Here is a 26616-nt window from a genome sequence, read left to right on the forward strand (position 1 = left end):
CGGGGTCTCAAGTCTACCGCTACCTCCCGTAGGAGTCTCACACCCTGCACTTCAATCAACAGGGGGACAATTTTTATCTTGAAGCATCTCTTTTACAACCCTCTTATTATGATAAATTTATTTAAGGGGTCTGACCCTTAGCGCTTTAAAGCGTTGAGGGTCAGACCCCTTTTATCTTATTAACCTTCTACCGCGTTACTTGATTAAATCTGCAACGAATTTTGGTAGGGCGAATGCTGCTTTGTGCAGGTCTTTTGTGTAGTATTTGGTTTCGATTTCGTGGAAGCGGTCTTCGCTTACTTCCAGTGGGTCGTGTTTTTTGGATCCGATGGTAAATGTCCACATGCCGCTTGGGTATGTAGGGATGTTTGCGATGTAAAGGCGTGTAATCGGGAAGATTTCACGTACGTCGCGTTGTACCGTTGTGATCAGTTCTGGTGTGAACCATGGGTTGTCCGTTTGCGCTACGAATACACCGTCTTCTTTCAATGCTTTGGAGATTCCTGCGTAGAAGCCTTTTGTGAATAGGTTTACAGCTGGTCCAACTGGCTCCGTGGAGTCTACCATGATGACATCATACTCGTTTTCGCTTTCCGCGATGTGCATGAAGCCGTCGCCGACCTTCACTTCCACGCGTTCGTTTTCTAGCTCCCCTGCAATTTCAGGAAGGTACTTTTTGGAGTACTCGATTACTTTTCCGTCGATTTCTACAAGTGTCGCTTTTTTCACGCTCGGGTGCTTTAAGACTTCACGGATTACACCGCCGTCTCCTCCACCTACAACCAACACGTTCTCCGGGTTAGGGTGAGTGAATAATGGCACGTGTGCCACCATCTCGTGGTAAACGAACTCGTCCTTTTGTGTCGTCATTACCATGCCGTCCAATACAAGCATGTTGCCGAACTCTTCTGTTTCCACCATATCAAGCTTTTGGAATTCCGTCTGCTCTGTATGTAAAGTGCGTTTGATTTTCGCTGTGATTCCGAAGTTTTTTGTTTGATATTCTGTGTACCATAATTCCATTTTGTACAACATTCCCTTCCAAAGTAAAATGATCTATCTGACTTGCGACCATAAGCGTTAGTTTCTATCGTTAAATGCTCGTTTTTATCGTTCCCTATCGATAAAAAATGAAACATTGATTAATCGGGATTTCTTGCTCGGGCTGTGCACAAAAAACTGCCTCCGCTTTTCTAATCACCAAGAAAAAAGTATAGATGAATCTAGCGAAAATTCAAGTATTAATTTTATTTTTTCATAAATGTTTAAAAAGGTTCAAAGAATTTCATACTAGGAAATAAAAACTGTTTATGTACTATATTATTTTGATTCTATATATAGCTGTTGATTTCCGTTCCAGGCGCTTCGCTTTCCGCGGGCGGTCCGGGAGCCTCCTCACTCCGTTGCGGGGTCTCCCAAGTCCCTTCCTCCCGCTGGACAAGGAAGGCTACGTGAGCGATTCATCGCACGAAGAAAATGCGTTAGCATTTTCGAGGAGTCTGCGCGCCTTACACTGCAATCAACTAGGGTTCTAAATTAATTATTTTTATTACTAATACTCACGCTAACAGATAGGGGGTTGAGAAAAGTGGAGTTAATCACTAATGACCGGTTTCAGCAGGTAATTAAATATGTTCGTGCTTTATTTTTTATTGGAATTATCCTATCAATCTCTTTCTTTCTGCTGTTCGGCGGTGTGTGGATTTATGCAAAATCTAAGGGTGCCCCTCCCCTTTCTGTGACGCAGTCTTCGATTATCTATAGCAAGGATGGCTCGATTATCGGGGAGGCTCATAGTGGCGAAAAGCGATATTGGGTTTCGCTTGAGGATATTTCTCCCTATTTGATCGATGCGACGATCGCGGTGGAAGATCGACGTTTTTTCACCCATCATGGCTTTGATCCAAAGCGAATTGGCGGTGCGATCCTAGCAGATATCAAGGCTCGCGCGAAGGTTCAGGGGGCGAGCACGATTTCCCAGCAGTATGCGAGGAATCTTTTCCTTGTGCATGACAAGACGTGGAAGCGCAAAATGGAAGAGGCCCTTTATACCATTAGAATTGAGGCCAACTACTCGAAGGAAGAGATCCTTGAGGGCTATTTGAATACGATTTATTATGGCCATGGCGCTTATGGGATTGAATCGGCGTCTTATTACTATTTTAACAAGCCTGCAAAAGAATTGACGTTGTCAGAAGCAAGCATGCTTGCCGGAATTCCGAAAGGTCCTGGGGTATTTTCCCCTTATGTGGACAGCGAGCGGGCTAGCCAAAGGCAGCAAGTGGTCCTGAATTCCATGGTGGAAAACGGCTCCCTAACGAAAGAGGCAGTCGAGGGAGCTTTGGCACAGCCACTGACCTACGGCAATCGTGAGCATTTGCCGAAAGAATTCATGGCTCCTTATTTTCAGGATGCGGTAAGGGCTGTTATCAGGAATGAACTGAACCTGCAAGAGGAGTTGGAGATGGGTGGACTCCATATCTATACCACCTTGGATCCCGCACTCCAGGCCATCGCCGAGGAAGAAGTCGAGAAAACGTTCAATCCGGAGTCCTCGATGCAGGTCGGATTTGTATCCATGGACCCGAAAACAGGCAGGGTGCTGGCGCTTGTCGGGGGAAGGGATTATGAAGAAAGCCCTTATAACCGGGTGACGCAGGCGGAAAGACAGCCAGGGTCCACCTTCAAGCCGCTACTGTATTACCGGGCGCTTGAACAAGGATTCACCCCATCGACCGGGTTCCGGAGTGAAGTGACGACCTTCCAGGTGGATGAAGGGCGCTCGACCTACACGCCACACAATTTCAATAACTATTATGCCAACGACACGTTGACGATGATGCAAGCACTACCTTTGTCGGATAACATCTATGCCGTAAAAACGCATCTGTTGCTTGGCGAGAAAGAGCTGACAAAGCAGGCAAAAGAGCTTGGTATCAAGTCACAGGTGAAGGATGTCCCATCACTTGCACTTGGGACCTCCCCAGTCCGGGTGCTTGATATGGCCAATGCCTACAGTGTGTTTGCCAATGGAGGAAAAGCGGTCAAGCCCGTCTTTATTGAAAAAGTAGTGAATTATCGCGGGGAGGTACTTTTTGAGCGGGAAAAAGAAACAAAACAACTGTTGGATCCTGATGTCACGTTTGTACTGAACCATATGATGACAGGAATGTTCGATCCCGCCTTGAACGGCTATATGGCAGTCACCGGAAATGCCATCCGTGACCAGCTGACAAGGCCGTATGCAGGTAAGTCTGGCTCTACAGAAACCGATAGCTGGATGATCGGGTATACGCCACAGCTTGTCAGTGCTGTCTGGACAGGCTATGACCGCGACCAATCCATCACACTTTGGGAAGAAAAGCATTATGCGAAAAATCTGTGGGCTGGCTTTATGGAACGCGCCCTGGATAACAAATCGGTCATGGCTTTCGCTCCAACAGAAGGCGTCGTCGGGGTGCAGGTCAATCCTCAAAGCGGACTTCTTGCCACAAGCGACTGCCCTGTTTCCCGGTTGAGCTACTATATAAAGGGAACGGAGCCGACGGAATATTGCATGGCCCACTTGAATGACGGTTCGACAGAAGAAACTGCACCGGAAGAAAGTCCTAAAGAGGAAGCACCGAAGAAGTGGTGGAAGAAGTTTGTGCCTTGGATGTAATTCCCCCTTTTGAATGAAGTGCAAGGTGTGAGACTCCCTAGGGAGATAGCGGTAGCTTGAGACCCCCGATCGTTGGGATGAGGCTCAAGCACCGCCCTAAGGATAAGCAAACACCTGGAACGCAAAAGGGAGTAAACGAGGTAAATAAATAATATCCTGAAAAAGTTAAAACCCCCGGGATGTCTCCCGGGGGTTTTAGGTGTCCTAGCTTTCCATGTGTTCTACACATGTAGGTTAAGTTTACTTTTTTTGTCGTAATAACTCAAGTAGGTAGAGTCGAACATTCAAAAAAATGTCACAACTTTATTTTTGGTAAGCTCTTGACAAATTAGTTTGTAGCCAATCCTTTTTTCAGATCCTCTGATGCTCGTTCCCACATTCCTTTGTCATGTGACTCCAGATAGTTTTGCAGGATAGCTTTGGAGCGATCATCCATGTGGTCCACCATGATGTGGCGCTTCATCGACTTATCCATTTTATTGACATGCTCCGGAAGCGATTTGTAGCCTCTGCGGATTTCACGATCCACCGTCATTTCACACGCCGTCACACCGGCATAATACGGTCCTTCTTGCTTGCGGTCAATCGTTACCCAAACAAGCCAGTACGGTTTTCCGTTCGGCACATCCTCCTTATTCGGAAGGAACTTGATGCCGCGTTCTACCGTGCTGCGCGCATGCATCGCACCGATGTCGACAAATGCTTCTCCGCCTTCCACATCTACAAATACAGGTGACACATTATCGAGGCTCAATGCCCCGATCCCGAATCCGCCGTGCCCATCTGTCGGGTCATTTTTTATGATATTAAAGCCAATCGGTTTCTTTTTCTTTTCCTGATCCATCCTTCTTGCCCCCTTACCTTTTATGTAACCGCGCTAGAGTGGCTGATGCGTTCCTGCCACTTGCGCTTTTCTTTTCATTATACAATAATTTATGAGAGATGGAAAAACAATAGAAGCCCAAAGGAGCGTGCATGTGATGCCATATGTAACAGTGAAAATGCTAGAAGGACGCAGCGAGGAACAGAAAAAGGCATTGGTGGAAAAGGTGACAACGGCTGTCAGCGAGACAACCGGTGCCCCGGAAGATAAGATTGTTGTGTTTATTGAAGAGATGACAAAAGGCCATTATGCTGTCGGCGGGAAGCGTTTGAGCGACCAATAAAGTAACTGGCTTTAGAGGGATTCGGACTGCGTTCGAATCCCTTTTACTATTTTATCGCTGATGAAAACTGCTGTTGATTATCGTTGCTTCACTTTCCACGGGGCGCTTGATGAGCCTGTGGGGTCTATGCCTGCTGCTGCAATCAACAGCTATTTGTCTAAAATTATTTTAACAACTCTTCTAAAACCGCCTTCTTCTCCTCAATCTTTTTTATATCAAGCGGCTCAAAGTATTGATCTTTGATGCTCCCCACTAGAAACTCATGCATGTTCTTTATTTTGTTCCGGATCGCCTTTTCGCTACCCTCCGCGGTCAGGATCAGGCACTCCAGTATCGTTAGCACCACCGAAATATCTCTTTCTCCATAGATGCGAATCTGGTAAAAGGCGGTGTAAAGGATCTCTTGGAATGTGCGTTGCGGGATGGTGACTCGTTGATCTTTGTTTTCATCCAGATAGGAAATGGCCTCTGCATCCACTTCACCGAACTCTATCAATAGCCTGCTCATATAACGGATGCAGTTGTTGGCGGTGTTCGGGTCGTTGATCCCAGGGGATATCGCACGCAACGCCACTTCCGCAAGTTTTTGAAGTGCAAATTCTGCATCCTGCAACGGCGTCCGCTCCTCCCCTACTTCTATGTAGGCGGTCACATCGAGCTCCTTGGAAGGCTTTTTTGTAAAATAAACCGTGGCAATCGTGCTGCGTTCGGTCACAAAATCACCGATTCGTTTTTTCAATACGAGGTGAAATCCGTGCTCTTTTGCCTTTTGGGTAAGTCCTACCATATCGATAACCTGGATATACCCGGTCGCTTTTGGCTGGAGTTCTAACGTTTCTTTGTAGTCTGTTGGTGATTGCAAAGTTTCAAAGGTGATTTTTCCCGCTTTATAAAGGAGCTTTTTCTTTTTTAGTGAAATCAAGCCTTCTTTCATGAGCCGCTCGATCAGCTTGCTGACCTGGATGGACCTTGCCACATGGTGGATAAAGAAAACGAAATACCCGACACAGATGACAGCGAGGATAACCCCGACACCAGATGCCAGCACCCGCTGATCATCCAGCCAATCTTTCATGAATAGCAAGGATGAAACCGTGTAGATAAAAGAACCTACAAACACACCAAGTACGCGCAGAGTGGTCTTTTCTGTCATGAAATCCTGCAGTGTCCTCGGGGAGAACTGACTCGAATAGGTGGTCAGCACCACCATGATGGTGGAAAACGAGATGGTCGTCATCGTGAGGATGGCTGTTGCAATCGAGCTTAGGATGGTCGTGCTAAGGTCTACATTGGTGAAGAATATTTTGGGAAGGTAGTTTTGTACGGAATCGGCAAAAACAGTATCGATGGAAATGATAATGGCTGTAAGGATGATGCTTGCCAGTGCATACAGGCTTGGAACAAACCAGATTTCCTTCCGTGCTCTAAGGGTCCATTTCTCCATATGAATGTTGCTCCTCTTTTTGTAAGCTTTTTGTAGGTAACATTCCCTTTTTGTGGTGAGGTTAAGCTTTTTATCTAGCCCAAGGCAGATCCACTGTAGAAAATTAGGTGGAATTCAGGTTATTGTGACTTTTTTAGCGGTTATTGTAACTTTTTTAAAGGTTATTGTGACATTTCTGAAGAGGATTGTAACTTTTCCAGTGGTTATTGTGACAATGGTACAATTTGACCAATGTATTCCGCACCTTCGTGACCAAAACAAAAAGCCCAAAAGGATCCAACCATCCTCTTGGGCTTTTACACATGCTATTGTGTGATGCATGCACGCAGGCTCTCGATGTACTCGTATGCCTCGTCCACTTCTTCCTCTGTGTAGCGCTGCTTGCTTTTCAAGGTGAATACTTTTTCCTTAACCTCTTCCCGCGGCAGGTTCTCAAAGAACAGCACAGTGGAGACAAGCTCTAAAAAGCGGGAGCTCTGTTCGTTCATCTGCCTCATGCATTCGTTCAGGTGTGGCATTTCCAGGTCATAATGTGTCAGGAACTCTTCCCCATTTTCGGTCAGGGAGTAGCGATATTGGGAGTAGCCACCCTTGTTCTCTTTGAGCTCGCTTAGGAAGCCTAGATTGCAGAGTTCTTCTACTCTTAGTGTCACTTCTTCTGAATATGGTCCATAGAAATGGAAATTGTATTTTTCATAGAATGGGTAGTTCAGCTTTTTTGCGATATACACCATTTTCTGTAGTTTCTTTCTTCCGATGACTTCTCCTGCCGATGCAAACACCTTCATTAATTTTGCGTGATCTGTCAACAAACCCTTTCATCTCCTAACCTTATCCGTTGCCTATATTCCTAGTATCTCTCTGATTTTTCTCTTTACCGTTTTTTTAGACGATAGATCTTCTAGCATGTCTTGTGGAAAATATAGCTTGTGATCGGTTCTTCTTTTGCCGGATATGGCATCCACAATCTCAGATTCCCTTGATAGCTCACGCACATCCCCGTTTGGCATAAGCAGGTGAATCGGAAGGCGCTCCTCTTCTTCCCCCGGACGATAAAAGTCGTACGGCAGGTCGGAGGAAGAGTCCACCACTAGATAGTATGCAGGGTCGATGCCCGCTTTCTTAAAGAGACTTGTCAGTTCCATCAAGTCCATCATTTGCTTATTAGGATTAAATTCGACGTATTTAAACAAATTCCTGTTCATAAATCGTCGACATAAGTCACTTAATATCGAATCTTCTTCTTCCTGCCAGGATTGGAAATAATACATAATCACAGCTTCATCAAGCTTTATGTAGTCCTCAACTGAAATTTCTTCCTCAAAAAGGGAGTAAAAGTGAACAGGATGAAATTTGAATGTGTAGTTATCTTGGTGTAATTGTTTGGCACGATGCAGGATCTTGGTCAATATCACTTCCGCACTTCGTGTGACGGGGTGAAAATAAACCTGCCAATACATTTGGTAGCGGCTCATGATATAGTCTTCCACCGCATGCATCCCGCTCGATTTGATAACAACCTGATCTTCCCGAGGGCGCATGACACGAAGGATACGCTCCATATCGAAATGCCCGTAGCTGACACCTGTAAAATAAGCGTCACGCTGCAGATAGTCCATCCTATCGGCATCAATCTGACTGGAAATCATGCTGACTACCAATTTATTTTTATATGTTTTTGCGATGACTTCAGCCACGTCCTTCGGAAAATCCTTATGGACTTTTTTAAGAACGGCATTCACTTCTGTGTCCCCAAGGATAATCGCTTGGGTAAAGTCCTCATGATCTAAATGGAATACTTTTTCAAAGGAGTGCGAAAACGGACCATGCCCCAAGTCATGCAGCAAGGCCGCACACAGACATAACAGGCGATCATCCGGATTCCAGTCTTGTCTTCCCTCAAATCCATCATCGATGATGCGGCGAACAATCTCATACACACCCAAAGAGTGGTTGAGGCGACTATGCTCGGCACCATGGAACGTCAAATAGGTGGTTCCTAGCTGGCGGATCCTGCGCAAACGCTGAAATTCCCTTGTTCCGATCAAATCCCAAACGACCCTGTCCCGTACATGGACATATCTGTGCACGGGGTCCTTAAACACCTTTTCTTCACTCAGTTTTTCGGTTGCATAACTCATTTCATTGACCTCTTTATTTTCGGCATAATATTATCTAACTCTATTATATCGTAAATATTTTACAAGAAAAGGATGGATTGTATGGGGTTTGGGTTAACACCTGTTAGTCTTCGTTCCCGGTGTTCGCTTATCCTAAGGGCGATACTTGAGCCTCCTTGGCATCGCCTGTGGGGTCTCAAGCTACCGCTACCTCCAGCCGGAGTCAAACTCCCTGCACTTCGACTAATAGGGGAAGCTTTTTATCATTTGCTACATTACAATCTCTTAAGGTTTACCCTACTTTTTAGCCACTTAGTCTTGGTTTTTCAAGAAATGGCGAATAAAAAATCACCTATGCAGGAATACAGAGGCGATTTTTTATTTCTTTAGTTTCTTCATAATTTTCTCGATCAGTTCATCTTCGGTTGGCGCGGATACCGGACGGTTGTTCACGAATGCAAACGACTTTTTTCTTCCCGGCCCGCAGTAGGATTGACAGCCCACTTCCACACATGCCCCGTCATCCACTTTTTTCAGTTTAGGAAGGAGGGTTTTCACGTTGGTTGCGTCGCAGTCATCACAAATGCGAAACTCATTTGCCATGGTTCTACACAGCCCTTTCTATTAGGCTCTTTTCTGAAGCTATGTTGCTATTCACATGTAAAAAGTCGGCTTTTTGGACTTTTTACGAACTTATATAAACAACATTGCAAGTGCCTTTTCTGTCAATGAAAGAAAAGGGCACGACGGCAATGTATAGGTGCGGTTTACCTTCATTTACGTAGGAGCAACAAAATTCGAAAATAGCCCTTCTTGTTCAAAAAGTGATTGGAATCACTTTATCGTTCGTTAGCTAAAAGGTATTTTACAGGGAATCCATGGACAATGCAAGTTCGTTTCTATGAGATTTTTGGCGAAATGCCGACAGATAACAATCTAGTAATTTTTTCTATGAATATGTATAAATATTTTTTTCTCCGTCAAAAATATAGACAGAACGATGATTAGATAAGGGAGTTGGATTATATATGAAAGATCGTCAAGATGCTTGGTCCGAAGAGAATGATTTGTTGTTGGCAGAAACCGTCCTGCGCCATGTCCGTGAAGGAAGCACACAGCTTAATGCCTTTGAGGAGGTCGGCGACAAACTGAACCGTACGTCCGCTGCATGTGGATTCCGCTGGAACGCAGTTGTACGCCATGACTATGAAAAGGCGCTACAGCTTGCGAAAAAGCAACGAAAGCAACGCCAGCGTGCCCTCGGGCAGCCAACGAAAAAGCTATTGTACACGCCACCTGAGACGGTGGTGAATGAGGAACTGCCGTTTGTGTTGGAGCAGATGGAGGAAAAGCCGAAGGAAACGTTTGAGCCATTTGAAACATATGCACCACAACCGTCCCAGCAGCCTGCGACAGCCCCTCAAACAAGGGTGGAAAGAAGAGCAGCCGAGATGAAGTCACAGCCTTCCTACCTGGGCTATGGCGGTGGAAATGGCTCGTCCCTTTCCATGGATCAGGTGATAATTTTCTTACAAACCATGAAACACTCAAACGTCCATACTAGTGCTCTACAACAGGAAAATGAGAGATTAGTAAAAGAAAATGACGAACTCGCGCGTGCGAACAGCGAACTGGAGAAACGGGTCCAAAAGCTACAAGACGAACAAGTCACCGTCCAGGAAGACTACGAAACACTCATGAAAATCATGAACCGCGCCCGCAAACTCGTCTTATTCGATGAAGAAGAACACGTGCCATCCAAGTTTATGATGGACCGTAATGGTAATCTGGAGAAACTGGCGGAATAGAGATAAGGGGTCTGACCCCACTTACGTTAATGCGTTAAAGTGGGGTCAGGCACCTTTTATTTTTTTCCTAGTACTTTTTCGTTCCGTTCCACGATTCTATCGTAGTATTGCTCGTACAAGTTCATTTCCTGTCCTTGCAGGGTGTTGGAGAAGATGGTACCGCTTATTTCCTTCAGTGAAGTCAGGAGACGCAACATCACATCTGGCACAGTTAGGTTCTGGCCTGTCAGCTCTGTTAGGGAAGCCATCACATTTGGCACAATGGTCGGGAAGGCAAACTTAGTTTGCTCCCCTTTAAGGGAACGTCTATAGAATTCGCCGATCATTTCGGCACGTTTGGATCCACTGCCATCGATGCACAGATAAATTTGCACAGCCACCCCTCCACGAATCCGGCGTTGAGAAATACCTGCAAATTTTTTATCTTCTATACTAAGGTCATAGCTGCCAGGGCAATAGGAACCGACAATTTCCTTCGCTTCCATGTTATGCGGCATATCTCTGAACATATGTTTTGTAAGCTCCCACATTGCATCATAGCCTCGGTTGATGTCGATCGACTTCTCCCCTTCCGGAAAAACAAGGGTAATGTTCAGGACGCCCTTGTCCAAGACGACGGCCAGTCCACCTGAGTTTCTGACAATCACTTCATAGCCTTGACTGTTTAAATAGTCGATCCCTGCTTGTAGATGAGGAAGGCGGGTGTCTTGAATACCCAATACAACCGTGTTATGGTGCACCCACGTCCGGCATGTTGCTTCACTGTGGCCTTTGCCAACAGCGGTGCATAGTGTGTCATCCATCGCAAATGATTGCAATGCGTGAAAGGTTGCCCCCAAAGATGATTGATCTATAATTCGCCAGCTCGGCTGCTTCAACAGCTGCAACGCCAGCTCGTAAGTTGGTTCTGTTGGTTCTACCATAATCCTTTTTGCTCCTCTTTACTTCCGTACTTATGATTCCTTTAGCATTATAATACATGCTTTTGGAGAAAGAAAGTAGCCTTTGGGGGTCAGACCCCCAAAGGAATTTCCCTTTCGACGTCGAATACTTAAAGGTTCTTCTCGTAAACTTTGTTGCTTTTTCGTATGGATACATCAACCGTTATTTTCCTTACTGTCGTGCTCTTTTCCCTGCCGAACTTAAGAAACTACTTGCACCCTATAGAGTATGAAAGCAGTAAAAAGTCCAATTGCCGACTTTTTACTAGAAAATAACAACAATCTTTGAGAAAAGAGCTTACTTAAAAGAGGTATGTGCTTTGGTTGGCACATACCTCTTTTTTGATGAATTTGTATGGTTCTTTTTGCTGTTATGGTGAGTGGATCAGGTGTTAGTTCACCGCTTGTCCTGCTGTGATCAGTGCCAGTTTGTAGACGTCTTCTACACTGCAACCGCGGGACAGGTCGTTTACTGGTTTGTTGAGTCCTTGCAGGATCGGTCCTACTGCTTCGAAGTTTCCTAGGCGCTGGGCAATTTTGTACCCGATGTTTCCTGCTTCTAGGCTTGGGAATACGAATACGTTTGCGTCCCCTTGGATTTTAGAGCCTGGCGCTTTCTTTTCCGCTACAGATGGTACGAATGCCGCGTCAAATTGGAATTCTCCGTCCACTACAAGTTCTGGCGAGCGTTCTGAAGCGATGCGCGCCGCTTCTACCACACGCTCCGTTTCAGGAGATTTCGCAGATCCTTTTGTAGAGAAGCTTAGCATCGCTACTTTCGGCTCGATCCCGAACATTTTTGCTGTAGCAGCACTTTCGACTGCGATTTCTGCAAGGTCGTTGCTATCTGGGGAAATATTAATCGCGCAATCCGCAAAAACATATTTCTCGTCGTTGCGAACCATTATGAAAACACCGGAAGTCTTTCGTACGCCTTCTTTTGTTTTGATGATTTGTAGGGCCGGACGCACGGTGTCAGCTGTGGAGTGTGCCGCTCCACTTACAAGTCCTTGCGCACGGTCCACGTGTACAAGCATTGTGCCGAAGTAATTAGGGTTCAACAGGATCTTGCGTGCATCCTCTTCTGTCGCCTTTCCTTTACGACGCTCGACGAAAGAAGTTACAAGCTCGTCCATGTTTTCATATGTTTTTGGATCATAAATTTCTACGCCATCTAACGTTAATTTCAACTCGGAAGCAAGTCCGTTGATCTCGTCTAGATCACCAACTACGATCGGCTGTACCATGTTCTCCGCAGCCAGTCTTGCGACAGCTGTTAATACACGCTCGTCATTACCTTCCGGGAATACAATCTTGATATCTTTTCCTGCTACTTTGTCTTTTAATGTTTGAAATAAATCACTCACAAAGGTCACTCCTTAATCCGCTTTATTTTCGCTTCTACAGTTTAGGATACTCCTTCAAAATGGAAAAGCAACCGTTACCGTCTGTTGTTATCGCTTACAGAAAAAAGTCTTTATTTTCTAAAAAAACTGCTCCTACTATGCCCTACTATTGTATCTGTGCTGACCTTTCCTATTCATGAAGCTTTCACAATTTAGGAGTTTTACTTACAGGAAGTCATGGCAAAACTGTGATATAGTAAGGAAGGATACATAGACAATCTTTATAAGGAGTGATTGTAATGAGTGAAGCAGCTCAAACATTGGATGGCTGGTATTGCCTCCATGATTTTCGTACAGTAGATTGGGCCCTTTGGAAGACGCTTTCTAGCGAAGAACGCCAAACGGCTATTAATGAATTTCTTGGCCTTGTGGAGAAATGGAACACAGTACAGTTAGAAAAGAACGGAAGCCACGCATTGTACTCGATAGTGGGTCAAAAAGCGGACTTCATGATGATGATCCTTCGTCCAACATTGGAAGAATTAAATGCAATCGAAAACGAATTTAATAAAACCACTTTAGCTCAATACACTATCCCTGTGCACTCTTATGTGTCGATTGTAGAGCTTAGCAACTACTTACCGGAAGGCGAGGATCCTTATCAAAACCCACAAATCCTTGCTAGACTATACCCGGAATTGCCGAAAGCGAAGCATGTCTGCTTCTATCCGATGGACAAGCGTCGTAACGGGGAAGATAATTGGTACATGCTACCGATGGAAGACCGTCGCCGCATGATGCGAAGCCACGGCATGATAGGCCGTCAATATGCAGGAAAAGTGAAGCAGGTCATCACTGGTTCCGTCGGTTTCGACGATTACGAGTGGGGCGTTACATTATTTGCGGACGAAGCGCTTCAGTTCAAGAAGCTTGTGTATGAAATGCGCTTTGATGAAGTGAGTGCACGTTTTGGTGAATTCGGTGCGTTCTATGTAGGGAATCTGTTGGAAGAGGATCACGTTTACTCTTTCTTGCATGTATAAAATACAGACTGTGTAAGTTTTACGTCAAGTCGACCGGCTGGATTACCAGTTTGGTGACTTGGCGTTTTTTTGTAAAAGGCTTTTGACGTTTAATAGCTCCCTACTCCATTACCCCCTGTCATATTCCTTCTTCAATTTTCATACAATCAAGTAGTGTGAATTAATTATTTGAATCTTAGCCCCCTTCCAACCCAATACAAATAGGAGTTTGCGGTTTGGAAATGGGAGTTATTTCTCACAACAAAGCAGATAAAAGTTTTTGAGGAGGGAATGACAGATGAATCATCAGTTTTCACAGGCAGCAGGTGCCCCTTTTTCTGCGGGGTACGGAGCAGATCCTTACTCATCCTATTACAGAAACTATGGACAGCAGTGGTACGGTGGTGGTGGCGGTTATCCGATGCAACAGGTGCAACAACAACCTCAACAGCAGCAAGTTGCAGGTCAGCAAACAGGCATACCTTCTTATCCTACTCAGTTTATAACTGGCCCTCAGCAACCCGTTCCTGAAGTACCGGGCATGCTTCCACTGGAGCAATCCTATATTGAAAATATACTCCGTTTAAATCGAGGCAAGCTGGCAACCGTATACATGACATTTGAGAACAACCGGGAGTGGAACGCCAAAATATTTAAGGGAATCATTGAGGCCGCAGGACGGGATCACATCATCCTGAGCGATCCGCAAACCGGCAAACGCTACCTGCTTCTCATGGTCTACCTTGACTACATCACATTCGACGAAGAGCTCGACTATGAATACCCGTTTGGCGGCACCCAAGGCCTCAGCCAATTCCAACCAAGATAGCCCAGAAAAGTAAAGTTGAATACACAAAAATTAAGGGTCTGACTACGCTGTGTTAACGCATTAACGCACAGCGGGTCAGACCCCTTTTACTTTGTTAACGCATTAATGTACAGCGGGTCAGATCCCCTTTATACCTTTTTTACCCTTTCACTGCCGCCACGATGATGAGTACCCAGCCGATGAGGAAGGCTACGCCTCCGAGTGGTGTGATGGCTCCGAGTATTTTGATGCCGGAGAGGGTGAGGATGTATAGGCTTCCGGAGAATAGGATGATTCCGATCAGGAATGACCAGCCTGCTGCGTTTAATAGTCCTGTACTGCTGAAGCGTTCCATCAATAGTGCAACAACGAAGAGACCACCTGCATGGAACATCTGATAGGTTACGCCGGTTTTCCAAATTTCAATCATTCTTTCGGACACTTTTCCTTCTAGGCCGTGAGCTCCAAATGCACCTAGTGCGACTGCAAGAAATCCGTTTATTGCTGCGAGGATGATAAATAAATTCATGATTATTTTCCACCTTTCTTTCCATCCAGTTCAATAAGAGATAGGAGATATTCCTTTAATGAATTATATAGTATTGGCTCTTCTGGACCAAGCAAGACACTATTGATTCCATTAATAAAGGGACGCTCTTACGCTTATATGAAGCGCAAGGACCGTCCCTTCTTTATCGGTTATCTTGAATGAAGATAAATCTGTAGAGCCTGTTTTAGCTCGCGTTCTTTTTTTTCCGTTTGTATATGATAATGATCACCATCTATGTTAGACAAAAAGTCGTAATATCCATGTGAATGCAAGAATTCATTGACACTTGTGACGTCTTCTCTAGTGGAGAGCAAGTTCTTCTGCCCAACAAAGTCACCATTTACATACACTTCATAACGATCGTGGGCTAGTTTTGTCGACGTATCAAAATTAGTGCTTACGAACGCCGCCATTAAACCATACATCGATCCGTCTGTACCACCAGGCATGTAAAACACCTCCATTACTTACTGGGGTGTTTATAGTTTAAGTTACAATGCCGTTTTTAGTATGGTAAGTTGTGGTGGCCAACGCACTTTCACTCATTAGAGAGATAAAAGGGATCTGACCCCTTTTATTAAAAATCAAACAACGAATCGCCATTCGCGTCGTCTTCTTTGATTGGTTTGGACGGGATGTTTGCGATTGGTGGCGCTTGGGTTGGTGGTGTGTAGATTGGTGCTGCTTGCTTAAAGGATGATGGTGCTTGTTGGCTCGGTTGGGGGCTGGGTGCTGTTGTTGGCAATCCTGCCGTTCTCGTATACGAGGAGCCTTCTTCCACTTCTGTCTCCAAAGCCAGCTCACACAAGGATTTCATCGCAGCAAGATGCTCCCGCTTTTTTTGCACATTTCCCGTGTCCATCGCCCGCTCAAGCTCGGACTCCAGGCGTGCGAGAACCTTATCCAGTGTTATGCTCATCTTTCATCCCTCCTTTTTTCAATAGCTCTGTTAACCGTCGCTGTTGATTTCCTCAATAGGCTTCGCTTTCCGCCGGGCGACCTTGAGCCTCCTCGCAACACTTGAGGGGTCTCAAGATTGTCCCTACTCTCCCGTTGGAGTCTACGCCATTTGCTCCAATCACCAGCTAGAAACGGGTCATAATCAACAACTAACTTTAACAAACCCTTTTCAACATACTCTCGACATTAGTAGTACGGCGATATCATCAAATACACAATTACACCGGTCAAGCTCACATATAACCATAATGGCATTGTCCAGCGAGCGATTTTGCGGTGGCGTTCCTTTTGCATGCTAAGGCCTGTGGCCAAAGAATACAACGCCAGTGGTACAATCACGACCGCCAACACGATATGCGTCAGCAAGATGAAGAAGTAGATAGATCGGATGATTCCTTCCCCTCCGAATGGCGTGGATTCTGTCAGGGAATGATACGTCACATATGTAACCAAAAATAAGGTCGTGGACGAGAATGCCGCTAGAATGAAACGGCGGTGGACAGTGATATTTTTCTTCTTGATCGCAATGAGTGCACATACTAAAAATAGGAAGGTGAAGCTGTTGAATATGGCATTCATCATCGGTAAGAAGGTCAAATCCACATGAGCCAATCCTTCATACTGAGGTAGGAAGAACAACACGACCACCACAGCATTTACTGCAATGGATATGCCAATGATCCAAGGCAAGAAATTTATCTTTTTCATTAAGTAATCTCCTTTTACACATAGTACCCGTTCTGGCCGGGTTTTATTGGTGCATCTTTTGACTCGAATTTCAAGCACGGGCTTCCGGAGGAGCGAAGTACGGCAACGGACGGGACTTGGTTCGTCTTGAAACCGAATGCCCGGCAACCTTTGGGAAAATTTGCATCCCATGTGACATAGTAATGCTTGCATTTCAAGCAATTTATCCGTTTGGCCATGCTACCCACCCTTTCTTTCAGCCCACGCTTTGTCCATCCTTCATTCTACCATTTTCCAACTTCCCATAAAATATAAAACCTGCGGAGAATCCACTCCACAGGCTGTTTGTTCACGATTTATTCATGTTTATGGAGGCGATGCTGGCAGCCAGATCTTCCGCGGTCTCTTTTACTGTATCAACCGTTCGTTTCATGTTATTAGAAAGGTCCACCTGATGATCGGCAGCCTTCACGACTTCGGCCATATCCTGCGTCAGTTCAGAAGAGGAAGCGACCAAATCATTCACAGAATGGACAATTTCATTGACACCCATACTGATTTCTTCCATCGTGACGGTTATGTGGGTTCCCTGTTCCAGCAACGCTCCACTACCTGAAGCAATGTCTTGAAATAGAGTTGCAGATGCTTCATTTTTTTCGTTTGTCTGCTCGATCGTTTCCTTGAATAGTTGGAATTCTTTCAGGACTTCATTGGTATCTTCTTGAATGCGACCAGTGATGCTATTGATTTGCTTGGAAAATAAATCGGTTTGCCCGGAAAGCTTGCGAATTTCTTCTGCGACAACGGCAAAGCCTTTTCCCGCTTCTCCCGCACGTGCCGCTTCAATCGAGGCATTAAGGGCAAGCAAGTTGGTCTGCGTCGTAATTTCCGTTATCCCTTTCAGGAAGCTGTTTGCCTCATCAATATCTTCTTTTATTTTCGAGAACCTTTCTACAATCGTTTCTGTTTCAGTGGAGGATTGATGCATGATGGTTACCATCTGCTGTAGCGATTCCGCCCCTCTTTTTGATAGGACCTCCATGCTTTCTAGGTTGCGCTTCATTTCATCGACGATGCTGTAGATTTCTTGTGTACTGGCAGAGGCCTGCTCGGTTACGGCAGAAATGGCGGTCGTCCCCTCATACTGCATCGAAACTTTTTCCGTCACCTGTTCCGAACGCTGCTTGATTTCCGTCGATTCCGTAAGGTTTTCTTCTGCGACAACCAATAGCTCCTGCATGACAACCTGCAGGCGCTGGTTTGCCCCAAGACTTCCTTTCATCAGCTGTTCAATATTTCCTCCCATCGTTGTCAAAGCACCCTCAATTTGACCGAACTCATCTTTTCGCACCGATTGAGAAGATTCATACATAAAATCGCCTTCTTGGTAGGCGTTCACCCGTCGCAGCACCTGACTGACCCCTTTGTTGAAAGCCATTCTGAACGATAACAGCGCAAGGATTGGCACGACAACAAGAATAGCCAGTGTCAATAAGGTCCAGCGTTCTGTCGAGGAAACTTTTGCTTGGATGGCTTGTCTATTTTCATCATTGTATGTCTGCAGAAACTCCATTCCCCCTTCATTCGCCCGCTCCACCTGATTCCGGGCTTTAGCCAGGTCTTCCGATGTCGTAATTCGCAGGCGGTCCATGTTAGCAGCATTGGAAACATCACTGATGATGTCGAATTGTTTTGACAATGTTCCATGTGAAACAACAAAATACTGCTTCCATTGTCCTAATTCTTCAAATTCCGTAAAATAAGGCTCGAAATCTTGTAGTTTTTCTTCGCTCTTTTTGAGACTTTCTTCAATTTTTGCAACATGTGTTTTGGAATAGCCATTGGATACGACGAAATACATATCTGCTAAGTTACTTTGATAGGACTGCACCAATTCAAAATAACTTTCATTCAGCTTTGTAATTTCATCTAACTCGTTGACCCCTTTTTGCACCTGTATGCCATTTATCCAAATAACAACGGAAGCAGCAAGCCCGATTCCTCCTATTAAACAAATCAGTACGATTAACCTTTTCCTCATACTCCCCATTCTTCTTCCCCCTAGTAAAACTGCCAATAAATAATGAAACCGTTTGCGCAAATCGTTTTCTCTCTTTGGTTATTATTTCGGCAGGAGGCGGCTGGGTCTTTAGTAACATGATGAGAAATTTTTATATTATTTCTGCTGCCTTCAAAAAAAAGAACACGAAGGCCAATGCCCGCGTGTTCTCCTAAAATCATCATCCACTATTCTTCTCTTTGTTTAACAAAAGCTGCTTCAGTTCTGAAATTTCATCCGTAATCTTCGCAAGTTCCTTTTTACTGACTTCTATCTTCTCTTCCTTCAATTCTTCTTCCTTTGCTTCCTGAATGTTGTTGAGGATTTCCCCGACGATCAGGTTCAGAACGATGAAGGTTCCAACAAGGATGAAGGAAACAAAGTAGACCCAAGACAATGGACTCTCCGCGAAGATGGGACGGAATATTCCACTTGCCCAAGATTCTAGTGTGATGACCTGGAATAGTGTCACAAGGGCCAGGTGAAGCGATCCGAAATATTCCGGCGAGATTTCACCGAAGAACATGACGCCCAATACGGCGAAAATGTAGAATACTAAAGATAATAGCATCATGATGGTACCCAAGGATGGGATTGTTTTCAGGAATGCTGTCACAAGCCTTTGCAAGGACGGGACGACCGTGATGGCACGCAGGACCCGGAATACCCTTAGGATACGGATGGCGGAAATGAAATAGGTTCCGCTAAATAAAAGCACCCCTGCCACAATGAAAAAGTCGAAGAGATTCCACCTGCTGCGAAAGAAGTGATGAAACTTCTTCTCCGCCAACATTCTCAGGATGATTTCTATGGTAAAAAACCATAAAAAGAAGACTTCAAATCCATGGATGATATCGTAATAATCCGCTCGCAGTGCGGGGTATGTTTCCACCCCTATCAAAATCGCATTTAGTAGGATGACGAACATGACGGCATTCATAAAGTACCGGTGTCCGACTATATGTTGTATCGTTGATTTCCATGTTTGCATGTCGTGCACTTCCTCTTATTTATCTTGTTTTTCTTTTCTACGGCGTCAATCGCCAATCAATCGCGTCCTCACCATTTTCAACCAGGATGGCATTCACTCTTGAAAACGGCCTGCTTCCAAAAAATCCTTTTCGGGCGGAAAATGGACTAGGATGCGGGCTTTTAAGGATGTAATGACGCTTGTTGGTAATCAGGTTTTCCTTTTGTTCAGCATGCTTTCCCCAAAGGAGAAAGATCACCGGCTTGTCCCGGTCATTCAACACCTTTATCACTTCGTCGGTAAACTGTTCCCAGCCCTTCCCTTTATGGGAGTTGGGTTGTTTCTCCCTGACGGTTAAAACCGTATTTAATAATAACACACCTTGCTTGGCCCACTCCATTAAAAATCCGTGCCGGACCGGCGATACCCCAAGGTCTTCCTGGAGCTCCTGGTAGATGTTTTTCAGAGATGGAGGGACCTTCATCCCCTTTTGGACGGAAAAGCTCATTCCGTGGGCCTGGTCCTTCCCGTGGTAGGGGTCTTGTCCGATGATGACAACCTTGACATTCTCATAGCTTGTCGCCTCGAACGAAGAAAAAATAGCGTCCTTTTCGGGATAGACAATGGTAGAGGCATATTCGTGGTCTAGAAATTGCATCAACTTTTTGTAGTAATCCTTGGAGGTTTCCTTTTCCAACAAAGCCTTCCAATCACCGCTCAGATTTTTCACTTGCATGATCCTCCGTTCCTTTTGTCCTTTTTACTTTATCATATAGCCAATTATTTTTGGGATGGGAAGTTTTGTGGATGCATGGTTTTGCTTGTATTTTTTCATACTAACGACGAGCCTATCATTCAGGAATTGCTGGCTGGATGTGTTATAGTAAAACGAAAAGATACCATTACCGCCAGAAGCTTGATTATTATATTGAATTCCTATCCACTTCCATATAAAATATCTGAGTGGTCTTTTTTCAAAATGTCCCATACTTATTAAGTAGATTTGTTACTTATTTACATAATTGTTTATCCTAATCAACCGATTAAGATAGCACATTCTTTTGAGACTAGTACATAAAGCGAGGTTCTTATCTGTGAATAAAAAAGAAAATCCGACTTCCTTGATTGTCATTTTTGGTGCAACAGGGGATCTAGCGAAACGCAAGCTGTACCCTTCCATCTATCGTCTCTATAAAAACGGAAGCATCTCCAAAAATTTTGCTGTGGTCGGCGTGGCAAGACGCCCGCTATCCAATGAGGAGTTCCGTTCGAACGTGTCCGCTTCTGTGACCGAAGTGGCTAATAATGACGGGAATGTCGAGGAATTCAGTTCCCATTTCTATTATCATCCTTTTGATGTAACAAGCAGCGAGTCCTACCAGCAGTTGAAGGGCCTATTGGGTGATCTGGATTCCGACTATGCCACAAATGGAAACCGCATCTTCTATCTTGCGATGGCACCTGAGTTCTTCGGCACCATTGCTACCAATTTGAAGTCAGAAGGATTGACCGAAACAGATGGCTGGAAGCGTCTTGTTATCGAAAAGCCTTTTGGGCATAACCTTCCTTCTGCAAAAGATTTGAATGAAGAGATCCGTCAAGCATTCGACGAGTCGGAAATCTACCGTATCGACCATTATCTCGGAAAAGAGATGGTGCAGAATATTGAGGTAATCCGTTTTGCCAATGCCTTATTTGAACCGCTTTGGAACAACCGTTATATTTCCAACATCCAAATCACGTCAAGTGAAGTGTTGGGTGTGGAAGACCGCGGGCGTTATTACGAAAGCTCGGGTGCATTAAGGGATATGGTACAGAACCATATGCTTCAAATGGTCGCGCTGCTTGCGATGGAGCCACCAATCAAGCTGAATCCAGAAGAGATCCGCAGCGAAAAAGTCAAGGTGCTTCGTGCGATGCGCAAAATTGGTCCCGATGATGTGGAGGATTATTTTGTTCGCGGCCAATATGGTGCTGGAATTTTGGACGGCAACCAGGTACAAGGCTACCGTGACGAGAACTCTGTCGATACCAACTCCAACACGGAGACGTATGTGGCAGGAAAGCTTTTGATCGATAACTTCCGTTGGGCAGGCGTTCCGATATATATCCGTACCGGAAAAAGAATGAGCGAGAAGTCCACGAAAGTGGTCGTGCAGTTCAAAGATATCCCAATGAACCTATACTACAACCGCGGGGAAAAGGTCGACCCTAACCTTCTTGTCATCAACATCCAACCAGAAGAAGGCATCACTTTGCATTTAAACGCAAAAAAATCGGGTAAGGATATTACAACGACCCCAATCAGACTTGACTATACAAACAATTGTATCGATGGCATCAACACACCAGAAGCTTACGAGCGCCTGATTTATGATGCCATGCGCGGTGACATGACGAATTTTACGCACTGGGACGAAGTGGCCCTGTCTTGGAGCTTCATTGACGAGATTTCAAGGGCATGGGAAAACACCAGAGCATTTGACTTCCCGAACTATGAGTCAGGTTCCATGGGGCCAAAACAGGCGGATGAACTGCTTTACAAGGACGGCTTCCATTGGTGGCCAATGTAACTGATCGTTTTTCACTAGCATGAACCATTTTGGAAAGCTCTTTTCTCAAAGAGTGTTGCTATTCATTTGCACGTAGCATATTTAGTATTTCAGGTAAAAGAGCACGACAGCAAGGGATTTAACGGTTGGTTTAAAAATACGTAAAAGCAACAAAGTTTACGAAAATAGCATTTTTGAGAGGAGTTTTACACATGAAAGTTTATGACGTATCTTCCCCGATTTATACGGGTATGCCAGTTTATAAAAATAAGCCAGAAAAGCAGCCGAAACAAACGACCAACACAAACGGATATGTAACGGAAACCCGCTTGGAGTTGGATGTTCACACCGGTACCCATGTGGATGCACCTCTTCATATGGTGGTGGATGGCGAAACCATCGAGACACTGCCATTGGACAAGCTAGTCGGGCCATGCAAAGTGTTCGACCTGACTGCTGTCGAGGACCGCATTACAGTGAAAGATATTAAAGGCCTTGATATTCAAAAGGACGACTTCCTGTTATTCAAAACGAAAAACTCTTTTGATGAAGAGTTCAACTTTGACTTTGTGTTCGTGGCGGAAGACGCTGCGAAATACTTGGCTGAAATCGGCGTGAGCGGCGTTGGTGTGGATGCACTTGGCATCGAGCGCAGCCAGGAAGGCCACCCCACACACAAAACGCTTTTCGCAAACAACGTGATCATCATTGAAGGCCTGCGCCTGAAAGATATCACAGAAGGCGAGTACATCATGTGTGCGGCACCATTGAAGCTGAGCGGCGTGGATGCTTCTCCTGCACGCATTGTTTTGATGGATATGAAGTGAGATTTGAGCTGATTGGCCACTCTGCCCAAGGGAAATTGGGGTAGGGTGGCTTTTTTGTGTGGACTTTTTGTGAAATTGGGTTGGAATGGGGACTTGAGGTTGGCGGGGGTCGGTAAAGTCTGAGGGTATATGCATTGGCTATGAGGGGTATCAGGAATTTTCGAGAGATATCCGGAAATCACAGCTGATATCCGGAATTTTTCGGATTTAACCGGAAATCACAACAGATATCCGGATTTTTTCGGATTTATCCGGAAATCACAGCTGATATCTGGAATTTTTCAGATTTATCCGGAAATCACAACAGATATCCGGAATTTTCAGGATTTATCCGGAAATCAAAAAAAAACCAACCCACAGCCCCCGCCCTCACGCGGGAACCATGAATTGGTCCAATCTCTACTTACTTCATCCACTCCGTATGGAAGATACCTTCCTTGTCCACACGTTGATACGTGTGGGCACCGAAGTAGTCACGTTGTGCTTGAATCAAGTTTGCAGGCAATGTCTCAGAGCGGTAGCTGTCATAGTATGCTAGCGCGCTTGAGAAGGATGGTACAGGTACGCCGTGCTGGATCGCAACGCCAAGGATTTCGCGAAGGCCGCCTTGGTAGCTTTCCACGATTTCTTTGAAGTATGGGTCAAGCAATAGGTTTGCAAGGCCCGCCTCACGGTCGTACGCTTCCTTGATTTTTTGCAAGAATTGTGCACGGATGATGCAACCGCCACGGAAAATCATTGCGATCTCGCCGTATTTAAGATCCCAGCCGTACTCTTCCGATGCCGCACGCAGTTGTGCAAATCCTTGTGCGTAAGAGCAGATTTTACTCATGTAAAGCGCTTTGCGGACGCTCTCGATGAATGCTTTCTTGTCTCCAGTAAAGCCAACTGCTTCTGGTCCACGCAGGATGCCACTTGCCTTCACGCGCTCTTCTTTCATTGCAGAGATGAAGCGAGCGAATACGGATTCTGTGATGATCGGAAGTGGAACGCCTAGATCTAATGCGCTCTTGCTTGTCCATTTACCAGTACCCTTTTGGCCAGCTGTATCCAGGATGACATCCACAAGCGGTTTGCCTGTTTCATCATCTACTTTAGTGAAGATGTCTGCTGTTATTTCGATCAGGTAGCTGTCTAATTCACCTTTGTTCCATTCTGCAAACACTTCGTGAAGCTCTTGTGCAGATAAACCAAGAACATTTTTCAATAAGTAGTATGCTTCACTGATCAGCTGCATGTCGCCATATTCAATCCCGTTATGCACCATTTTCACATAGTGGCCGGCACCGTCTGGACCAATGTATGTGCAGCATGCGTCGCCTTCCACTTTTGCAGAAATGCTCTTTAAGATGTCTTCGACCAGTTCGTAAGCTTCTTTTTGTCCGCCAGGCATGATGGAAGGACCTTTCAACGCTCCCTCTTCCCCACCGGATACGCCTGTACCGATGAAGTTCAAGCCAAGCTCGCCAAGCTCCTTGTTGCGTCGGATTGTATCCGTGTAAAGTGTGTTTCCACCATCAATCAGGATGTCACCTTTATCAAGATAAGGTTTTAAAGAGTCGATTGTTGCATCCGTTGGTCCGCCTGCTTTTACCATTAGTAAGATTTTACGAGGGGATTCTAAAGATTGTACAAACTCTTCGATGCTATATGTACCTTTGAAATTTCTTCCTTCTGTTTCTTGTAAAAATTCCTCTGTCTTTTCAGGGGAACGATTGAATACGGAAACGGAATAGCCTCTGCTTTCAATGTTCATCGCTAGGTTTTTTCCCATAACCGCCAAACCGATTACACCGATTTGCTGCTTTGCCATAATATAAAAACTTCCCTTCTTCAAGGTAATTTGTTTCGAGTTAGTCCCAATTGAAAATACCATACAAACTCAAGTGGAATCAAGCTTTACACCTATTATAACCTAAGTGTGAAAAGTGAAGCGTTTACACACTTCCTTTTATTCTTTTCCTTTTCCATCCATCACATACCGCTTTGCCCAAGCTTTAAGAAAATTGGTGCGAACGGCAAGGATCGCCACCATCAACGCAGCGAATATCTTTCCTTTATCCTCTTCCGTAAAACTTTCCTCTTTTTGCAGGTATTGCTGAATTTCCACTTTAATGTTTTCCTCCGATAATAATTCTGTTTGACTCACTAATTGCTCATACAAGCAAGAGTAAGCACTATAGAAGTGAATCGGGCTTATAATGTCGTCTTCCCTCTCCACCGGGTTATTGAAAATGGAACCAAGGATTTTCCGTATCGCTTCAAAATCGAGAAGCACCTTCAGATCTTTTACGATAAATAGCAACGCCACTTGCTGGATGGAGTATTTACGGCCGACTTGGGGCGCACCGATATATTCCTTTATCTCTCGTTTTACCCAATTCTTCAGAGCAGGTTCGGAATAATCCGCGCTCTCGAGTTGATTTCCAAGCCAGACGATATTGGACATCGTCAGGCCGATTTCTTCCCCGACCTTTTTTCGGAAAATATTTTGGAAATTTTTCGGCATAGTCTGCCTATATTCCACAGGGATTCCTCCCTGGCCCATCTTCCTCAAAAACTCTGCCATCTCCATCCTGGTCCACTCTTCGGCCATGGCCCACACACCCTTTTCATCCGTCATCCATGAACTTATAGTAAAATGGCAAGCCCGTTTCGTCAAATTATGTCAGACACTTTCGTTGAAAAGTTAGGCAATTCCATCTATAATAAAGACAAGAGAGATAGAGGTTCATAAGACCTCAAAACAATCAGGAGGAGAAACATGGCAAAACGTATATTCTTTTTTATCCTTACGAACGTACTTGTCTTAACGACGATTTCCATCATCTTTATGGTGACTGGTGCAGGAAGCTATATTGAAAATGGCAGCATTAATTTTGGCTCCTTACTTATCTTCAGTGCCATCATCGGTTTTACAGGTTCCTTCATTTCCTTATTGATGTCCCGTTGGATGGCTAAGAAAATGATGAACGTAAAGGTCATCGATCCAGATGGTCCGATGAATTCACAAGAGCGTCAAATTGTTGACATGGTTCACCGCATGTCTCGCGCTGCTGGCATCACAAAAATGCCAGAAGTTGGAATTTACCACTCCCCAGAAGTAAACGCATTTGCAACGGGTCCTTCTAAGAACCGTTCATTAGTTGCTGTTTCCTCTGGTTTATTACAAGAGATGGACGATGCTGCCGTTGAAGGTGTTATCGCCCATGAAGTTGCCCATATTGCCAATGGTGATATGGTAACCATGACTTTATTGCAAGGTGTTGTGAATACATTCGTGGTATTCTTGGCACGTATCGCAGCATTTATCGCGTCCCGTTTTGTAAAAGAAGAAATGGCACCGATTGTGCATTTTATCGCAATCATCGTATTCCAGATCGCATTCTCGATCCTTGGAAGCATTGTCGTATTTGCCTTCTCCCGTTACCGTGAGTTCCACGCGGACCGTGGAGGCGCAGATCTTGCCGGAAAAGACAAAATGGTTCATGCATTACGTTCCCTTCAGGCTTACACAAACCGTGTGACAGAAGAGAAGGATACTGCGATTGCTTCTCTGAAGATCAATGGTAAGAGAAAGAGTTCTCTGTTCTCTACTCACCCTGATTTAAATGAGCGTATCCGTCGTTTGGAAGCGAAATAAGCATAATAAAGAGGCAGCCGATTTGGTTGCCTCTTTTAATATAGCTATATAT

General features: G+C 44.9%; 27 protein-coding genes. 8 read left to right on the forward strand and 19 right to left on the reverse strand.

The features are described 5' to 3' along the window. Nucleotides 1-195 precede the first annotated feature (195 nt). Complete coding sequence (gene speE, locus MKY77_RS23990; protein WP_237662756.1) at nt 196-1023, reverse strand: spermidine synthase; 828 nt, start codon at nt 1021-1023, stop codon at nt 196-198. A 565-nt stretch (nt 1024-1588) separates the two neighbouring features. Between speE and MKY77_RS23995 the strand changes: the two genes are divergently transcribed. Beyond that, complete coding sequence (locus tag MKY77_RS23995) at nt 1589-3661, forward strand: PBP1A family penicillin-binding protein (RefSeq protein WP_339148098.1); 2073 nt, start codon at nt 1589-1591, stop codon at nt 3659-3661. Nucleotides 3662-3989: 328 nt separating this feature from the next. Here the strand turns inward: MKY77_RS23995 and MKY77_RS24000 are convergent, their stop codons facing one another. Beyond that, nucleotides 3990-4505, reverse strand: a complete 516-nt coding sequence (locus MKY77_RS24000) for a YwhD family protein (protein ID WP_339148099.1) — start codon at nt 4503-4505, stop codon at nt 3990-3992. Nucleotides 4506-4641: 136 nt separating this feature from the next. On the opposite strand from MKY77_RS24000, the gene MKY77_RS24005 reads away from it, so the two are divergent. Next, complete coding sequence (locus MKY77_RS24005) at nt 4642-4827, forward strand: 2-hydroxymuconate tautomerase (protein WP_339148100.1); 186 nt, start codon at nt 4642-4644, stop codon at nt 4825-4827. Nucleotides 4828-4990: 163 nt separating this feature from the next. On the opposite strand, the gene MKY77_RS24010 is transcribed toward MKY77_RS24005, so the two are convergent. From MKY77_RS24010 to MKY77_RS24025, 4 genes are all read right to left on the reverse strand, one after another. Continuing rightward, on the reverse strand, nt 4991-6271 hold the full coding sequence (locus MKY77_RS24010) for a DUF2254 domain-containing protein (RefSeq protein ID WP_339148101.1): 1281 nt from the start codon (nt 6269-6271) through the stop codon (nt 4991-4993). A 305-nt stretch (nt 6272-6576) separates the two neighbouring features. Beyond that, nucleotides 6577-7083 (reverse strand): YwgA family protein, encoded by a 507-nt coding sequence (locus MKY77_RS24015; protein WP_339148102.1) that lies wholly within the window; start codon nt 7081-7083, stop codon nt 6577-6579. A gap of 30 nt (nt 7084-7113) precedes the next feature. Next, nucleotides 7114-8412: an HD domain-containing protein gene (locus MKY77_RS24020; protein WP_339148103.1), complete on the reverse strand. Its 1299-nt coding sequence runs from the start codon at nt 8410-8412 to the stop codon at nt 7114-7116. A 357-nt stretch (nt 8413-8769) separates the two neighbouring features. Then, nucleotides 8770-8994: a DUF1450 domain-containing protein gene (locus tag MKY77_RS24025; RefSeq protein ID WP_339148104.1), complete on the reverse strand. Its 225-nt coding sequence runs from the start codon at nt 8992-8994 to the stop codon at nt 8770-8772. A gap of 425 nt (nt 8995-9419) precedes the next feature. Here MKY77_RS24025 and MKY77_RS24030 point away from each other — a divergent pair, with 425 nt between their 5' ends. Continuing rightward, a complete protein-coding gene (locus MKY77_RS24030; RefSeq protein WP_339148105.1) occupies nt 9420-10199 on the forward strand; it encodes an RsfA family transcriptional regulator in 780 nt (259 codons plus the stop codon). A gap of 56 nt (nt 10200-10255) precedes the next feature. On the opposite strand, the gene MKY77_RS24035 is transcribed toward MKY77_RS24030, so the two are convergent. Next, the gene (locus MKY77_RS24035) at nt 10256-11122 is read right to left on the reverse strand and encodes a biotin/lipoate A/B protein ligase family protein (protein ID WP_339148106.1); all 867 of its coding nucleotides are present in this window, start codon (nt 11120-11122) and stop codon (nt 10256-10258) included. Nucleotides 11123-11532: 410 nt separating this feature from the next. Next, nucleotides 11533-12507, reverse strand: coding sequence for a phosphate acetyltransferase (gene pta / locus MKY77_RS24040; RefSeq protein ID WP_339148107.1), 975 nt, complete (start codon nt 12505-12507; stop codon nt 11533-11535). Between the two features lie 278 nt (nt 12508-12785). Between pta and hemQ the strand changes: the two genes are divergently transcribed. Together hemQ and gerQ are read left to right on the forward strand one after the other, a co-directional pair. Further along, complete coding sequence (gene hemQ / locus MKY77_RS24045) at nt 12786-13529, forward strand: hydrogen peroxide-dependent heme synthase (protein WP_339148108.1); 744 nt, start codon at nt 12786-12788, stop codon at nt 13527-13529. A gap of 277 nt (nt 13530-13806) precedes the next feature. Further along, nucleotides 13807-14337 (forward strand): spore coat protein GerQ, encoded by a 531-nt coding sequence (gerQ, locus tag MKY77_RS24050; RefSeq protein WP_339148109.1) that lies wholly within the window; start codon nt 13807-13809, stop codon nt 14335-14337. Between the two features lie 139 nt (nt 14338-14476). Here the strand turns inward: gerQ and MKY77_RS24055 are convergent, their stop codons facing one another. From MKY77_RS24055 to MKY77_RS24095, 9 genes are all read right to left on the reverse strand, one after another. Further along, the gene (locus MKY77_RS24055; RefSeq protein ID WP_339148110.1) at nt 14477-14845 is read right to left on the reverse strand and encodes a DUF423 domain-containing protein; all 369 of its coding nucleotides are present in this window, start codon (nt 14843-14845) and stop codon (nt 14477-14479) included. Between the two features lie 170 nt (nt 14846-15015). Next, the gene (locus MKY77_RS24060) at nt 15016-15315 is read right to left on the reverse strand and encodes a hypothetical protein (protein WP_339148111.1); all 300 of its coding nucleotides are present in this window, start codon (nt 15313-15315) and stop codon (nt 15016-15018) included. A 128-nt stretch (nt 15316-15443) separates the two neighbouring features. Beyond that, the gene (locus tag MKY77_RS24065; protein ID WP_339148112.1) at nt 15444-15785 is read right to left on the reverse strand and encodes a YwdI family protein; all 342 of its coding nucleotides are present in this window, start codon (nt 15783-15785) and stop codon (nt 15444-15446) included. 227 nt (nt 15786-16012) lie between these two features. Beyond that, nucleotides 16013-16534: a DUF420 domain-containing protein gene (locus tag MKY77_RS24070; protein WP_339148113.1), complete on the reverse strand. Its 522-nt coding sequence runs from the start codon at nt 16532-16534 to the stop codon at nt 16013-16015. A gap of 14 nt (nt 16535-16548) precedes the next feature. Continuing rightward, complete coding sequence (locus tag MKY77_RS24075) at nt 16549-16731, reverse strand: hypothetical protein (RefSeq protein WP_342515549.1); 183 nt, start codon at nt 16729-16731, stop codon at nt 16549-16551. A gap of 131 nt (nt 16732-16862) precedes the next feature. Then, a complete protein-coding gene (locus tag MKY77_RS24080) occupies nt 16863-18563 on the reverse strand; it encodes a methyl-accepting chemotaxis protein (RefSeq protein ID WP_339148114.1) in 1701 nt (566 codons plus the stop codon). Between the two features lie 11 nt (nt 18564-18574). Next, nucleotides 18575-18757, reverse strand: coding sequence for a hypothetical protein (locus tag MKY77_RS24085; protein WP_339148115.1), 183 nt, complete (start codon nt 18755-18757; stop codon nt 18575-18577). After that, nucleotides 18754-19563 (reverse strand): ion transporter, encoded by an 810-nt coding sequence (locus MKY77_RS24090; RefSeq protein ID WP_339148116.1) that lies wholly within the window; start codon nt 19561-19563, stop codon nt 18754-18756. The genes MKY77_RS24085 and MKY77_RS24090 overlap by 4 nt, the downstream gene beginning before the upstream one ends. Nucleotides 19564-19600: 37 nt before the next feature. Beyond that, nucleotides 19601-20278 (reverse strand): uracil-DNA glycosylase, encoded by a 678-nt coding sequence (locus MKY77_RS24095; RefSeq protein WP_342515550.1) that lies wholly within the window; start codon nt 20276-20278, stop codon nt 19601-19603. 358 nt (nt 20279-20636) lie between these two features. On the opposite strand from MKY77_RS24095, the gene zwf reads away from it, so the two are divergent. Both zwf and MKY77_RS24105 read left to right on the forward strand, forming a co-directional pair. Beyond that, complete coding sequence (gene zwf, locus MKY77_RS24100; RefSeq protein WP_339148118.1) at nt 20637-22115, forward strand: glucose-6-phosphate dehydrogenase; 1479 nt, start codon at nt 20637-20639, stop codon at nt 22113-22115. 191 nt (nt 22116-22306) lie between these two features. Beyond that, complete coding sequence (locus tag MKY77_RS24105) at nt 22307-22921, forward strand: cyclase family protein (RefSeq protein WP_339149903.1); 615 nt, start codon at nt 22307-22309, stop codon at nt 22919-22921. Nucleotides 22922-23324: 403 nt separating this feature from the next. Here the strand turns inward: MKY77_RS24105 and gndA are convergent, their stop codons facing one another. Both gndA and MKY77_RS24115 read right to left on the reverse strand, forming a co-directional pair. Then, the gene (gene gndA / locus MKY77_RS24110) at nt 23325-24734 is read right to left on the reverse strand and encodes an NADP-dependent phosphogluconate dehydrogenase (protein ID WP_339148119.1); all 1410 of its coding nucleotides are present in this window, start codon (nt 24732-24734) and stop codon (nt 23325-23327) included. 138 nt (nt 24735-24872) lie between these two features. Then, the gene (locus MKY77_RS24115; RefSeq protein WP_342515551.1) at nt 24873-25544 is read right to left on the reverse strand and encodes a DUF1836 domain-containing protein; all 672 of its coding nucleotides are present in this window, start codon (nt 25542-25544) and stop codon (nt 24873-24875) included. A gap of 141 nt (nt 25545-25685) precedes the next feature. On the opposite strand from MKY77_RS24115, the gene htpX reads away from it, so the two are divergent. Continuing rightward, nucleotides 25686-26564, forward strand: a complete 879-nt coding sequence (htpX, locus tag MKY77_RS24120) for a protease HtpX (RefSeq protein ID WP_339148121.1) — start codon at nt 25686-25688, stop codon at nt 26562-26564. Nucleotides 26565-26616 lie beyond the last annotated feature (52 nt).

The organism is Sutcliffiella sp. FSL R7-0096, assembly GCF_038595065.1.
In the GTDB taxonomy this organism is placed as follows: domain Bacteria; phylum Bacillota; class Bacilli; order Bacillales; family Bacillaceae_I; genus Sutcliffiella_A.

Excerpts from the sequence above, each read along its gene's own strand:
- MKY77_RS24095 (WP_342515550.1), bottom strand. The coding sequence starts at position 20,278 with ATGCAAGTGAAAAATCTGAGCGGTGATTGGAAGGCTTTGTTGGAAAAG.
- htpX (WP_339148121.1), top strand. The coding sequence starts at position 25,686 with ATGGCAAAACGTATATTCTTTTTTATCCTTACGAACGTACTTGTCTTA.
- MKY77_RS24065 (WP_339148112.1), bottom strand. The coding sequence starts at position 15,785 with ATGAGCATAACACTGGATAAGGTTCTCGCACGCCTGGAGTCCGAGCTT.
- gerQ (WP_339148109.1), top strand. The coding sequence starts at position 13,807 with ATGAATCATCAGTTTTCACAGGCAGCAGGTGCCCCTTTTTCTGCGGGG.
- MKY77_RS24080 (WP_339148114.1), bottom strand. The coding sequence starts at position 18,563 with ATGGGGAGTATGAGGAAAAGGTTAATCGTACTGATTTGTTTAATAGGA.
- MKY77_RS24105 (WP_339149903.1), top strand. The coding sequence starts at position 22,307 with ATGAAAGTTTATGACGTATCTTCCCCGATTTATACGGGTATGCCAGTT.
- MKY77_RS24085 (WP_339148115.1), bottom strand. The coding sequence starts at position 18,757 with ATGATGATTTTAGGAGAACACGCGGGCATTGGCCTTCGTGTTCTTTTT.
- MKY77_RS24090 (WP_339148116.1), bottom strand. The coding sequence starts at position 19,563 with ATGCAAACATGGAAATCAACGATACAACATATAGTCGGACACCGGTAC.
- MKY77_RS24035 (WP_339148106.1), bottom strand. The coding sequence starts at position 11,122 with ATGGTAGAACCAACAGAACCAACTTACGAGCTGGCGTTGCAGCTGTTG.
- MKY77_RS24060 (WP_339148111.1), bottom strand. The coding sequence starts at position 15,315 with ATGCCTGGTGGTACAGACGGATCGATGTATGGTTTAATGGCGGCGTTC.
- MKY77_RS24020 (WP_339148103.1), bottom strand. The coding sequence starts at position 8,412 with ATGAGTTATGCAACCGAAAAACTGAGTGAAGAAAAGGTGTTTAAGGAC.
- MKY77_RS24010 (WP_339148101.1), bottom strand. The coding sequence starts at position 6,271 with ATGGAGAAATGGACCCTTAGAGCACGGAAGGAAATCTGGTTTGTTCCA.
- MKY77_RS24000 (WP_339148099.1), bottom strand. The coding sequence starts at position 4,505 with ATGGATCAGGAAAAGAAAAAGAAACCGATTGGCTTTAATATCATAAAA.
- gndA (WP_339148119.1), bottom strand. The coding sequence starts at position 24,734 with ATGGCAAAGCAGCAAATCGGTGTAATCGGTTTGGCGGTTATGGGAAAA.
- MKY77_RS24025 (WP_339148104.1), bottom strand. The coding sequence starts at position 8,994 with ATGGCAAATGAGTTTCGCATTTGTGATGACTGCGACGCAACCAACGTG.
- MKY77_RS24115 (WP_342515551.1), bottom strand. The coding sequence starts at position 25,544 with ATGACGGATGAAAAGGGTGTGTGGGCCATGGCCGAAGAGTGGACCAGG.
- speE (WP_237662756.1), bottom strand. The coding sequence starts at position 1,023 with ATGGAATTATGGTACACAGAATATCAAACAAAAAACTTCGGAATCACA.
- MKY77_RS24005 (WP_339148100.1), top strand. The coding sequence starts at position 4,642 with ATGCCATATGTAACAGTGAAAATGCTAGAAGGACGCAGCGAGGAACAG.
- MKY77_RS24070 (WP_339148113.1), bottom strand. The coding sequence starts at position 16,534 with ATGAAAAAGATAAATTTCTTGCCTTGGATCATTGGCATATCCATTGCA.
- MKY77_RS24030 (WP_339148105.1), top strand. The coding sequence starts at position 9,420 with ATGAAAGATCGTCAAGATGCTTGGTCCGAAGAGAATGATTTGTTGTTG.
- MKY77_RS24055 (WP_339148110.1), bottom strand. The coding sequence starts at position 14,845 with ATGAATTTATTTATCATCCTCGCAGCAATAAACGGATTTCTTGCAGTC.
- hemQ (WP_339148108.1), top strand. The coding sequence starts at position 12,786 with ATGAGTGAAGCAGCTCAAACATTGGATGGCTGGTATTGCCTCCATGAT.